The 12,823-nt window shown below is 47.6% G+C and carries 10 protein-coding genes, 1 other RNA gene and 1 pseudogene; 8 read left to right on the top strand and 4 right to left on the bottom strand.

From position 1 onward, the window contains the following. Positions 1-71 precede the first annotated feature (71 nt). The 7 genes and pseudogenes from FH749_04830 to FH749_04800 all read left to right on the top strand — a co-directional run bounded on the left by FH749_04830 (position 72) and on the right by FH749_04800 (position 6,500). Positions 72-773 carry an SAM-dependent methyltransferase gene (locus tag FH749_04830; protein ID MTI94801.1) on the top strand — a complete coding sequence of 234 codons (702 nt, stop codon included), beginning with the start codon at positions 72-74 and terminating at the stop codon, positions 771-773. Further along, the gene (locus FH749_04825; protein ID MTI94800.1) at positions 758-1,864 is read left to right on the top strand and encodes a Nif3-like dinuclear metal center hexameric protein; all 1,107 of its coding nucleotides are present in this window, start codon (positions 758-760) and stop codon (positions 1,862-1,864) included. Before FH749_04830 ends, FH749_04825 begins: the two co-directional genes overlap by 16 nt. A gap of 19 nt (positions 1,865-1,883) precedes the next feature. Beyond that, positions 1,884-2,618 carry a hypothetical protein gene (locus FH749_04820; GenBank protein ID MTI94799.1) on the top strand — a complete coding sequence of 245 codons (735 nt, stop codon included), beginning with the start codon at positions 1,884-1,886 and terminating at the stop codon, positions 2,616-2,618. 1 nt (position 2,619) lies between these two features. Continuing rightward, on the top strand, positions 2,620-3,744 hold the full coding sequence (gene murG / locus FH749_04815) for an undecaprenyldiphospho-muramoylpentapeptide beta-N-acetylglucosaminyltransferase (GenBank protein ID MTI94798.1): 1,125 nt from the start codon (positions 2,620-2,622) through the stop codon (positions 3,742-3,744). Positions 3,745-3,801: 57 nt separating this feature from the next. Next, positions 3,802-4,144: RNase P RNA component class A (rnpB, locus tag FH749_04810), an RNA gene on the top strand. Between the two features lie 118 nt (positions 4,145-4,262). Further along, a pseudogene (locus FH749_04805) lies at positions 4,263-5,385 on the top strand (Na/Pi cotransporter family protein). Between the two features lie 134 nt (positions 5,386-5,519). Further along, positions 5,520-6,500, top strand: coding sequence for a TGS domain-containing protein (locus tag FH749_04800; GenBank protein MTI94797.1), 981 nt, complete (start codon positions 5,520-5,522; stop codon positions 6,498-6,500). A gap of 39 nt (positions 6,501-6,539) precedes the next feature. Here FH749_04800 and FH749_04795 read toward each other — a convergent pair whose 3' ends face one another. Beyond that, positions 6,540-6,710: a DUF1540 domain-containing protein gene (locus tag FH749_04795; GenBank protein ID MTI94796.1), complete on the bottom strand. Its 171-nt coding sequence runs from the start codon at positions 6,708-6,710 to the stop codon at positions 6,540-6,542. Positions 6,711-6,764: 54 nt separating this feature from the next. Continuing rightward, entirely contained in the window at positions 6,765-9,200 is a 2,436-nt protein-coding gene (locus FH749_04790) for a leucine--tRNA ligase (protein MTI94795.1), read from the bottom strand. 275 nt (positions 9,201-9,475) lie between these two features. Here FH749_04790 and FH749_04785 point away from each other — a divergent pair, with 275 nt between their 5' ends. Beyond that, positions 9,476-10,513 (top strand): DUF2600 family protein, encoded by a 1,038-nt coding sequence (locus tag FH749_04785; protein MTI94794.1) that lies wholly within the window; start codon positions 9,476-9,478, stop codon positions 10,511-10,513. Here FH749_04785 and FH749_04780 read toward each other — a convergent pair. Together FH749_04780 and FH749_04775 are read right to left on the bottom strand one after the other, a co-directional pair. Continuing rightward, positions 10,510-11,478: a polyprenyl synthetase family protein gene (locus FH749_04780; protein MTI94793.1), complete on the bottom strand. Its 969-nt coding sequence runs from the start codon at positions 11,476-11,478 to the stop codon at positions 10,510-10,512. The genes FH749_04785 and FH749_04780 overlap by 4 nt on opposite strands. Positions 11,479-11,545: 67 nt before the next feature. Beyond that, positions 11,546-12,517, bottom strand: a complete 972-nt coding sequence (locus FH749_04775) for a LysR family transcriptional regulator (GenBank protein MTI94792.1) — start codon at positions 12,515-12,517, stop codon at positions 11,546-11,548. Positions 12,518-12,823: the final 306 nt, after the last annotated feature.

Below are 12,823 nucleotides of genomic sequence, written 5' to 3'. Positions count from 1 at the left end.
TTTACGCAGCATGCATGGAAATATACTAGTTAAAGACGGGTACAATATATAGATAGCCGGGGGTGAGTAGTATGCAACTTACGCCGAGACTTCAGGCCGTTGCCGATATGGTGCCCGCCCAATCAATTGTGGCCGACATAGGTACTGATCATTGTTATATACCAATTTATCTTCACAAACAAAAAATAACATCCCGCCTCATTGCCACTGATAATAAGCCCGGACCATTGGCCGCGGCCCGCAATACACTGGCACTATTTAACCTGGAAAAGATTATAGACTTGCGTTTAGGCGAAGGGCTGGCGCCCCTTGAACCATCTGACGCGGTATCGACTGTAATCATTGCGGGTATGGGTGGCGAGACTATTTGTTCAATTCTAGCTTCCGGACGGCAGCTGCTGACAGAGCATGTATATCTTATTATCCAGCCAATGACGAATAGTCAGGATGTTAGAGTCTGGCTGGCGGAAAATGGTTTCCACTTCGTTCAGGAAGAACTGGTTCGCGAGGAAAAGCATATTTATGAGATTATCGGCGCACGCTTTTCTGGTAAACAGGAAGATTATGAACTCCTGCAACTTGCTATTGGCCCACTGCTGGTACAACAGAAACATCCGTTACTGACACCGTTGCTGCAGGAAAAGATCGGCAAACTGCAGAAAAACATTCAGGCCGCTTCCCGGGCCGATAGCTACCGAGCCCGCAAGCGGGTTGAGGAATTGGAGCAAGAACTGTGCCGCTTAGAAAGGGTGTTAAAATGGCTATCCGATTAGAAACAGTTGCCAAAACCCTCGAGCGCCTGGCGCCCAGGGAGTTGCAAGCTCCGTGGGATAATAGCGGTCTGCAGGTGGGCAGCAAAACTTGGTGTGCAAATCGAGTTTTACTCGCTTTGGATATAACCCCCTCGGTGTTGGATTACGCGCTGGCCAAAGACTACAATCTTGTTATCAGCCATCATCCTTTAATGTTTAAGGCGCCTAAGCACATTGACCCGGAGACTGCCCTGGGAAAATGTATAAGCTTGGCTTTGTCCGAAAAAATAGGTATTTACTCGCTTCATACCAATCTTGATGTTGTAACTGATGGAGTTTCTGAGCAGTTGGCGCGGGAATTGGATGTTTCAGTAACCGGGGTTTTGGAACCGACCGGAAAACTGTATAAGCTTGCTGTTTTTGTACCCGAAGACTACCTGGAACAAGTCCGGGAGGCCTTGGGAGCAGCAGGTGCTGGTCACATCGGCAATTACTCTCATTGCACGTTCACATCTCCCGGAACGGGTACATTTATGCCCCACTCTGGCAGCTCACCGTTTATCGGGGCGGTGGGTAAATTGGAAACGGTGCGCGAACAGCGACTGGAAGCAGTGGTTACCAGTCACCGGCTCCATTCGGTGCTGGCTGCGATGATTGACGCCCACCCGTATGAAGAAGTTGCCCATGATGTTTATCCCCTTGAAAACCGAGGTGTTGTCGGGTTCGGGCGTATTGGCGACTTAAGCGTACCGCGGACATTGTCAACCTTTGCCAAGGAATGCATAGCAAGGCTTAATTGCTCCGGTATACGAGTCGCCGGAAGCTTAGATAAAGAACTTCGCCGGGCAGCAGTTTGTGGAGGCAGTGGCGGAGACTTCTGGCGGCAAGCCCTGGCGCTAGGTGCAGATGTTTATGTATCAGGTGATATTTCCCATCATGAGGCCTTGGACGCTGCTGCAGCTGGAATGGCGATAATTGATGTCGGCCATTACCAGTCAGAACGTTTGATTCTGGATTTTCTCCAGAATCACTTGCTCCAGGAATACCCAGAAAACCTCGTCTGCGATTGTTATCCTGTTGATACAGATCCCTTTAAGATAGTGGCCAGATAAAGAGGAGAGGGGTTGAATTATGGAAGTGCTGTGTGATTTATGGCAGCTTCAGGTAGTGGAGATTAATATGGTTAGGATGCGTAAGGAATGGGAGCAGATAAAGGAGCTGCTGACGCGCGAAGAGCGCAACGACCTGGAGACTATTCGCAATTGTATCGAAACTGCCCGGGAACAATGGCAGAGTGCGAAAAAAGATTACCAGAAACTGGTCGATGATACTGAATCTATTGTCAGGCAACTGGAGCAGCAGAACACGGCACTCTACGGCGACGGCAGTCAAAGCAAAGAATTGGTAGCGATTCAGCAAAAAATTCAGGAGCTTGAAAAGCGCAAGTCGCACTTAGAGGAACAGCAAATGACATATATTGAAAAGCTGGATCGGCTTGAGCAAAAAATCGCCAACGAAACTTGTCGTTTGCAAAGGTTGGAAGAACAATCCCGCTCCCGAACAGCTAGATTGCGACAACGCCAGCAAGAAATTAAAGAATCTTATACGTCCCTTAAGCAGCAGCGAGAGAACCTGCGTGAAAAGATTCCTGCCCACATGCTGGTAATCTATAACGATCTTGTGAGCAAGAAAAAGCGTCCTTTGTCACTTCTCAAACTGGACAGTTGTGCCGCCTGCGGTATGGTGCAATCTATACTAACGGTGAATTCTGTGAACAAGGGTGGGCAGTATATGCGGTGCAGCAGCTGTGGTCGTATTTTGATACCAGAGTCTGCTTGCAATATTCCAGAAGGAACAGGAGAGTAATATGCCAGCGTCAAAGTTGAAAATTTTAATTACCGGCGGCGGAACCGGGGGCCATGTCTATCCCGGGCTGGCAATCGCAAAAGAGATTAAAGCTCTGCGTCCCGATGCGGAAATCTTGTTTGTGGGCAGTCCCCGGGGCATAGAACAAAAAGTTGTGCCCCGAGAAGGGTTTCCCATAGAATTTGTCGATGTAAGGTACTTTGTTCGCAAATTATCAATGCAAAATCTGCGGACTGTGTTGATTGCGGCCAGGGCCTATCTCAAGGCAAAAAAAATTATCCGTAGGTTCCAGCCGGCAGTGGTTGTCGGCACAGGCGGGTATGTATCGGGGCCAGTTGTCCTTGCTGCCACCAAAGCGAAGATTCCCACATTAATTCAAGAACAAAATGCTTTTCCCGGTCTAACAACCCGTTTATTGGCCGCCCGGGTTGACAAGGTGGCGGTCAGTCACAAAGATGCAGTGAAACGCATCGCCAAAAATGCGACCGTGGTTATAACTGGTCATCCGGTGCGGGGACAGTTTTTCAATGTCTCCAGGCGGGAAGGCAGGGAAAACTTGCAAATTAAATCCAAGCAAAGGTTGGTATTAGTCGTGGGCGGCAGTGGCGGCGCCGAAAAACTAAACCAGGTAATCTTAAGCGCTGCTGAACGCCTCCTGGCCAATCCTCAGGTGCGAATTATTCACGTAACCGGCAAGCGCTATTACCAGTGGGCTTGCGCAGAATTGGCAAAACTCGGTTTACCGACGGAAACAGCAGAACGTTACCAACTGGTTGATTTTCTCCATGACATTCCCTTTGCGATGGCCGCAAGTGATTTGGTAATTTCCCGCTCCGGCGGGATGATTCATGAAGTTGCCGCTGTCGGCAGGCCGGCTTTGTACATACCGTCGCCAAACGTTACTGATGACCACCAATTACACAACGCCCGTTCGATGGCCGATGCTGGAGCCGCCATCCTAATTGAGGAGAAACAACTGAATGCGGATATCCTTTATTCTGAAGTTTCATCGCTGCTGACAGATGACTCGCGTCTGGAATCAATGGCTGCCAACAGTAAAAAGCTTGGTAAGCCAGGCGCCGGTCAAAGAATCGCCAAGCTAGTGCTGGAATTGGCGAATAAATAATTTCTTATGTTAAAAATTGAAATTGACCTGTTTTTTTTTCTGTGTTAAGGTTATTGATGAGCAAGCTGGGCAGTCGCGGCTTTTTGCTGAGGAAAGTCCGGGCTCCACAGGGCAAGGGTGCTGGATAACGTCCAGTGGGGGTGACCCCAAGGATAGTGCCACAGAAATTAAACCGCCCCTTTTGGGGTAAGGATGAAACGGTGCGGTAAGAGCGCACCAGCAGCCAGGTGACTGGTTGGCTTGGTAAACCCCACCCGGAGCAAGACCGAATAGGAGGGATAAGGGCGGCCCGTCCGGCCCTCGGGTATGGTCGCTTGAGGCATCAGGCAACTGATGTCCCAGATAGATGACTGCTACCCCAAAAGGGGTACAGAACCCGGCTTATACGCTTGCTCATACATAATAATTCGCTGCCCCGTGCAGCTTTTTTTATGCCATTAACAGGGTTTGTATCGTTGACAGTCCCTTGTTCATCTTGTAACATGGTACTTAGTTATTGCATCTGCTAGGGGACGAATATGTCCGCGTCTAATATCTTTCTTGGTGTGTTTGGTGGTTTGGGTTTATTTATTTTTGGCATGAAATTAATGAGCGAAGGTTTGCAGAAGGCGGCCGGTGACCGCCTGCGACAAATGATAGAACTGCTCACTTTCAACCGTTATATCGCCTTAATAACCGGGATTATTGTCACCATGCTGGTGCAAAGCAGCAGCACAACGACTGTAATGGTGGTCGGCTTTGCCAATGCCGGGTTAATGAGTCTGGCCCAGGCAATGGGAACGATTTTGGGCGCCAGAATTGGCACAACAGTGACTGCACAAATGATTGCTTTCAACATTTATGATGCTGCCTTACCTCTAATTGGTGTCGGTGTCATTATGTCATTCTTTGTAAAGAAAAAAATATATCGTCATTTGGGACAGGCTGTGCTGGGTTTTGGTCTGCTTTTTTTTGGCATGAGTGTCATGGGCGACAGATTAAGTGAGTTGCGCACTAATCCTGCTTTTATTGATATGCTGGCTAATTTTGGCCAATACAGGGTTTGGGGTGTGCTGGCTGGCGCTTTATTTACTGCGGTGATTCAGAGCAGCAGCGCCAGTACCGGTGTTGCTGAACAATGACCCTAGCATGATTGCCTCTGTAGAGCGCAAAGAAGATATTGTCGATGATTTGGAATCTGAAATAGCCGTTTATCTTGCCGAGATGGCGCAGCAAAATATCACCAAGTCCCAGGGTTTACAATTGGCTGGTTACTTTCACGCCATAAATGATATCGAGAGAATTGGGGATCATGCTCAGAATATTGCCCAATTGTGTGAAGAAAAAATAGAAGATAATTACCCATTTTCTAAGGCCGCTGTCCAGGAAGTCGATCAAATGTATCATAAAACCCGTGCAATCAACGCTAAGGCAATCAACGCTTTTCAGGAGAAAGACCTAACGCTGGCCCGGGAAGTAATGGTTGACGACAACGAAATCGATCGCATGGAAAAACGCTTGAGAGATAATCATATTGCCCGGGTAAATGTCGGTGATTGTTTCCCGCCCTCCGGAGTAATTTATCTTGATATTCTTGCCAACTTGGAACGAATTGGCGATCATTCCACTAATTTGGCCCAGACGGTTTTGGGAGAAAATTAACAGCTGTTTTGGGTGGACTCAGCACAAGCCTTTGTGCATTATCCAACTAGTATGGTATATTTTATATTAAACAGTTTCTGTCAGACAGCACCGTATTTCCGGTGATAGCCTTGGAATAAGGAGTGTGATTTTTCATGCCTGCCAATTTAACACCACAATATTATGAAGCCGAAGAAGCATATAAAAGAGCATCTACTCCTGAAGACAAGCTGGCTGCCCTTGAAGAAATGTTGGCGACTATCCCTAAACATAAGGGCACTGAGAAGCTCCAGGCAGAGATAAAAAAGCGTATCTCAAAATTTAAAAAAGAAGAATCCAAATCAAAGGGAGGCAGTCGTCAGGAGGATCCGTTCCTTATTGAATCCCAGGGCGCCGGACAGGTGTTCATTCTTGGCTTTCCCAACTGTGGAAAATCCTCTTTGGTCCAGGCCCTGACCAACGCAAAAACCGTTGTCGCCGAATATCCATTTTCTACGCCGCTGCCAGTTCCGGGCATGATGGCCTATGAAGATACCAGCGTACAGCTTATTGATGCGCCGCCCTTTGTGGCAGAAGGAATCCCTGGGAATTTTACCACCGCCCTGCGTAATTGCGATTTGCTCTTGATGATGCTAGACCTTTCTGATGATGATTGTGCTGATCACCTGACGGCAATGTTGGACTTTCTCCAGGAAAAACGTATTCTTCGAGATGAGGAACAGAAAGGTGTGCAATTCCTCACCTGGAAACAACTGGTTGTTGTTGGCAACAAGACTGACAGTCCCGATGCGATGGAACGATTGAATTTGCTTAAGGAACTGGTGCCCGATTGCCCGGAAATAATTCCAATTTCAACCACCGAAGGAACCAATTTGGAGTTATTGCGGGAACATCTTTATCAAGCGCTTGCGGTTATACGTGTCTATACTAAAAAACCCGGCAAAAAACCTGATTTAGATCGTCCCTTTGTGCTGCCGGTTGGCAGCACCGTCAGCGAACTGGCCGAATATATTCATAAAGACATTGCAGCCAATTTAAAATCGGCAAAGGTATGGGGCTCAGCCAAGTTTGACGGACAACAGGTAAATCATGATTACGTCCTTTACGACAAAGACATAGTTGAATTAAACGATTAAAAAAACAGGGATGCCTACATCCCTGTTTTTTAAATTAATTTAGCGTTCGGGGCTGAATGTTGCACAATCAGTTTCTTGAGTATCGTGGGCATTGGGGGGCTGAATTTCAATTTCGGAGGCAGTACAATAGTTGCCATTACCGTAATAGCGACAGGTGTTGACTACACACTTGACTCGGGAAATAGGGTTTCCAGTTTTATCTACCCGCATACTCTCACCTCCTCACAATCATAGTATTGAGAAGATGAGTAGGACATATTCCTGTTATTTTACCACCAGATTTAACAGTTTTTTCGGGACATAAATTATTTTAACGATTGTTTTTTGTTGCAAATGGCTGTTAATCTTAGAATTTTTTTGGGCGATCTCCACAGCTTGTTCCTGATTGATATCCGGGCTAATTGTGATTGTGCCCCGCAGCTTGCCATTAACTTGGACTGGAATCTCAATGGTATTTTTAACCAGGGCATTGGGGTCATATACCGGCCATTTCTGAAGGTGAACACTGTTTTGATGGCCTGTTTGCTGCCACAATTCTTCGCACAGGTGTGGTGCAACCGGTGCCAAAAGTAAGATCAGTGTCTCAATTCCCTGTTGCCACAGGGGAGAAGTAGCCAGCTTTGATCCCTGCCATCGCACCAATTGATTTGTATACTCCATTAGTGCAGACAGCATTGTATTGAATTTAAAGTTTTCCATATCTTCAGTAACACGTTTAATAGTGGAATTGATTAACCTGTTTAGCTCTTCCTCAGTGGTTTGCTGGGGTTTCTGGGTGGAAATTTGTTCTCCCATTGCCAAGCGCCAGACTTTGTTCAAAAAGCGGGAGATACCACCTATACCCTCGCTGTTCCAGGGACCGCCCAATTCCCATGGGGCCATGAACATCAGGTAGGCACGGACAGTATCAGCGCCGTGCTCAGCCACCAGGTCATCGGGGGCGACAACATTGCCCCGAGATTTGCTCATTTTTTCAGAGTCCTCCCCCAGAATAATTCCCTGGTTAAAGAGGGAGCGCATCGGTTCCGAAAAGTTGAGTAAACCCATGTCCCGCATCGCTTTTGTAAAGAAACGGGTATATAAAAGGTGCATGGTCGCGTGCTCAACGCCGCCAGTGTACTGGTCAACTGGTAGCCAGTACTCCGCGTCAGATTGATTAAATAGAGCCGTTTTTTCCTTGGGGCTGACATATCTGTACTGATACCATGATGAATCAAAGAAGGTGTCCATCGTATCTGTTTCCCGCTCAGCCGGTTGGTTGCATTGGGGACAAGAAGTCTTCAGGAAATTTTCGTTGAAACGCAGCGGGGATTCGCCCGTGGGCCGAAATTCAGCGTCCTCGGGCAGCAAAACCGGCAGTTCAGACTCCGGCACCGGCACCAAACCGCAGTGTTCACAATTGACGAAGGGAATCGGTGTCCCCCAATAACGTTGACGGCTGACCAGCCAGTCCCGCAGGCGATAATTGATTTTGACTCCGCCCAAACCCTGCGTTTCTAAAAAATGGGTCAGTCTTTCGGCTGCAACCTTGTTGTCGAGGCCGGTGTATTCCCCGGAATTGATTAACACGCCCGGTCCGGTATAAGCTTCGCCAGCCGGCGGCTCGCCGTCGAAGGGTTTAATTACGGTGGGTATCGGCAGGTTGTAGCGTTTTGCGAAATCATAATCTCGCTGATCATGCCCTGGCACAGCCATAACCGAACCGGTGCCATAGCTTAACAACACATAGTCAGCAATGTAAATCGGGAGCTCGGCGCCGGTGAAAGGATGAATGGCCCAGGCGCCGGTAAATACGCCGTCTTTTTCTGTTTTGGTGCTTAGGCGTTCAATTTCTGTTTGGCGGGCGCTCTTGGCGATATAATCTGTGACCACGTCCTTTTGTTGATCGCTGGTTATTTTGGGCACCAAAGGATGTTCCGGCGCCAAAACTACAAATGAAACACCAAATACTGTATCGATACGGGTCGTAAACACAGCGATTTTGTCGCCGGTTCCTTTGATTTCAATTCCGAACTCGACGCCCTCACTGCGGCCAATCCAGTTGGTCTGCATGACCTTAATTCTTTCCGGCCAATTTAGTTCTGAGAAGTCCAGCAATTCTTCGGCATAGTCTGTAATTTTCAAAAACCACTGGTTCAGTTCCCGTTTGGTGACCGGAGTGTCACAGCGTTCACAAAGTTTCTCTTCCCCTACGACCTGTTCGCGGGCAAGGGTTGTGTTACATGTTGGGCACCAATCCACAGGGGAATTTTTTTTGTACGCCAGCCCATGCTCATATAGTTTGATAAACAACCATTGGTTCCATTTGTAGTATTCCGGATCGCAGGTGATAATTTCCCGTTCCCAGTCAAACATTGCTCCCATTGAGCGCAGCTGGCCACGCATGCGCTTGATGTTTTCGATGGTCCAATTATACGGGTGGATGTTGTGCTTGATGGCGGCGTTTTCCGCAGGCAGGCCAAAGGCGTCAAATCCCATGGGGAAGAGGACGTTATATCCACGCATGCGTTTGTAACGGGCCCGGGTATCGGAGGGCACCATCGCATACCAGTGACCGATGTGCAGATCACCGCTTGGATACGGGAACATGGTCAGGGCATAGAACTTTTCTTTGTCTGGGGACTTTGTTTGTCGATGAAAACCTTGTTCCTTCCAGTATTGTTGCCATTTTTCTTCGATTGCACTGAAATCATAGCTCATTGTCTTCACCTCGCTAAAATAATAAAAAACTCCTTCCCTAAGGGACGGAGTTTCCGCGGTACCACCCTAATTGCATTGACCAATGCCTGCTCAAACTGTAACGGCGTTAACCGGACAGGGTTTTGACCCTGTCAGCTCCGGGATGAGTTCACGGGTTTCAAGGACCGATCTTGCAGCCTGGAATCGGTTCTCTGGGCAATGAAGTGGCCGTTACTATTTCCCATCTTAGCGATTTATTATATGGTTGTTGTTAATAATAATTAAAAATCAAGCTGATGTCAAGAATTGGACGGTGGAAAAAGATGATACTTCAACTGATGTTACAAACATTTCCGGCTGTCCGCCGACGTTTGCGGCGGTATCAAAGTTTTCTAGTACCCCACACTGGACCGCTAGCCACCGAGGCCAAAAACAGCATTCGGGACAAAGAATTCCATTGCCTGGGCGGTGCTGTATTTGCGCAAGCGGCGTTGCCCAAACACCGGAATGATGTTCTTGATTTCATTGTCGCTTATCAAACCATCAGCGATTACCTGGATAATTTATGTGACCGTTGCGGTATCACAGATCAACATATTTTCCGTAGCCTGCATTTGGCGATGCTGGACGCAGTGCAGCTTGATTCACTGCCCCAACACAATTATTACAGTGATTTTCCCTGGCAAGATGATGGCGGCTATTTGCAGATGTTGGTTAGCCACTGTCGCCAGGCAATTGTCAAGGTGCCCCATTATCGCAATATAGAGTCCAGGGTTTTGACTTTGGCGCAACTCTACATCGAATTGCAGGCCCGGAAGCACCAGCAAAGAGATCTGGCCGTGCGAGACTTAGAGCGGCTTTATGACTTGTGGCGGCTGGCAGTCCCTGGCCTATATTGGTGGGAGTTTGCCGCTGTTTGTGGTTCAACCCTAGGAATTTTCTCGCTGCTGGCCGAGAACCGAGACCCCCAGTCCGTTTACTCTGCCTACCTTCCCTGGATCAGCGGCCTGCATATTCTCCTGGACTATTTCATTGATCAGGAGGAGGATAAACAATATGGTGATTTAAATCTCGTTGCTTGTTATCCTGATGAATCCCGGGCTGTGGAACGAATTAGCTGGTTCTATCTACAAAGCCAGAAGGCCGCAAAAGGGGTAGCGAACTCAAGTTTTCACTTACGCGTAATTGACGGGTTGCTGGCCATGTATTTGTCCGATCCAAAAACCGCCGGGCACTTGAACAATCAGACGGCATGGATTATGCAGAACTCATCGGCTGTCGCCAGGCGACTCAAATGTATAGCCGGCTTGCTGCGCAAGCTTAAGTATCTTTAAACTTGGCATTGGGTTTTAAAGAAATCGACAATTGTTCGTAAATAGTCAATGGCCGGGCACTCGGGCAATGGGTCCAGTTGGTCCATTGCCTGATTGAGGTAGTTGTCTGCCAGGTTCCTGGTCCGCCTAAGAGCGCCGGAGTTTTTGAGCTCATTGCAAATACCGGAAAAGTCGGTTGGCAAGCTATCCATGGTGTTTCCATCCTCCAGCCAAAAAATCAGGGGCGAGGTCATCACGCCATGCTTGATATCATTGGCCCAGGGTTTGCCGGATTGCTGTTCGGTCAAAGTATAATCGCAGATGTCGTCAATTATCTGGTATGCACATCCCAGATTGATGCCATAGTTTCGAAGTCGGGGGACCAATTCCCGGGGCATGGGACTGATAAGCGCCCCGGTTTCACATGCTGCTCCAATCAGGCTGGCTGTTTTTCCGGTGATGGTGCGCAAATAAGTGGCAAGATCGATATCAAGATTGTGACGCCCACTTGACTGCCGCAATTCTCCATTACACATTTCCGCGATTGCGTCGGTAAAAATAGACAGGATTTGGCGCTCATGGAAATTGCTAAGAATATTGAATGCCTGGGCGAAAAGATAATCACCCGCCAGGACTGAACTGGAGTTCCCCCAAATATTGTTGGCCGTTGGCTGGCCGCGGCGCAAATTCGAGTCATCAATCACATCGTCATGGAGAAGCGAGGCAGTATGGATTAGTTCGGCAACGGTTGCCAGCTGAATTTTAGCATTTAAGGGAGCGCCAAAAATATTAGCTGCAGTAATCACAAGTGCCGGGCGAATCCGCTTGCCACCCATGGATAGGATATGCTTAGTTATCTCAGTCATCAGGCCACCGTAGTCTTCAACTGTGCGCCGGAGATTGTAATCAACTAAGGTTAGTTCCGGAAGTTTTAATAATTTTAGATGTTGTTTATCTAGATAAGACATTGGTTTTCCACCCAACATGTTTTCATTTATTATTAACCCGTCAAGATGGAGTATGCAAAAATAAACACCCGGGGAAAACCGGGTGTTAAAAACTGAGCGTTAGAAATTCTATCAGGTTTATCAGAATCTCGCGTTTGTCAAGTTCTGCTTGGTAAAAGAGGTAGAAAGGCATTTGCAGCTGGAGCAGACACTGTTCAACTTCGTGCAGTTGATTGCTGGCAACCTGAGTTTCGACAGCCATTCGCGGCACCAATCCAATGCCGTTGTGGCTGCAAATAGCTGTAATTATCGCGTTGCTATTATCAAGTTCCATTAAAATATTGAGCTGGTCCGGGGGGTAACCAATGCGGGACAGCTCTTGTTCCAACGTTTTCCGAAGTCCGCTCCCCGACACCGGCAAAATTAGCGGCAGATTGCACAACTCTTCAATTGAATTGAGAGGCGGGCAGGAATCTGGTTGAGAACTCACCAAAATCAGTTCATCTTCACCCAGAAGCACCAGCACCAAATTCCCTTCGCGGAAACGCTCATTATTTTCATCAGAGAGGGGGCCTTCCAGGATGCCAATGTCGGTTGTTCCATCGAGAACACTGTCAATGATTGTTTCGGTATTGTCAATTGAGAGTAAAAATTTATGATTAGGAAACTTCGAGGCATAACTGCAGAGAGTAGCGGGAAGAAGGTATGTACCTAAGGTCGGCGATGCGGCAATTTTCAAGCTGTCTGTTGCTGGCGAGTTCAACTTCTCCAGCTCCGTCTCCAAAGAATTAAGCACCCGAAGCAGTCTTTGACCGTGGCGGTACAAAACTTCGCCGGCCGGAGTGGGGTTAACACCCCGATTGGTGCGTTCCAGCAATTTTGTTTTAAAGCGAGTTTCCAGACAGTTTATTTGCAAGCTCAGGGCCGGTTGACTGAGATGCAACTCCCGGGCAGCTTTAGTGATGGATTTCACTTTCACTACCCTGCAAAAAGACGAAATATAATCGATATGCAACCGCACCCCTCCCCTCAATATTCCGTTATTTAGATTATATATCAAAATTGTGGTTTGTGCCATCGATAACACGAAATTCTAACATAGGATATGTTTATGCCCATTTGCTAGGATAATGATTTGCGGAGCAAGTGAATCGCAGCTGAAAAGAATTTTTCATTGGCGTACACACAGTTTATAGGGTGAAAACTGATTTGCTTGCAGGTTACGGGCGATTTGCCTGAAGTGTGGAGAATTTTTATCGCTAGTTTAACAGCACCGCTGGGAAAAGGATACCGTAATCCCTTGTGGCATAAAGCTTCAAGGGTATATTTTTTTGTTTTTCTTTACTTATTTATGTGGCATAACATGGCACAATGTGGTATAATG

The organism is Bacillota bacterium, from assembly GCA_009711825.1.
GTDB lineage: Bacteria > Bacillota > Proteinivoracia > UBA4975 > VEMY01 > VEMY01.
The sequence above is the reverse complement of the archived record's forward strand: the minus strand, read 5'-3'. Positions and strand labels throughout refer to the sequence as shown.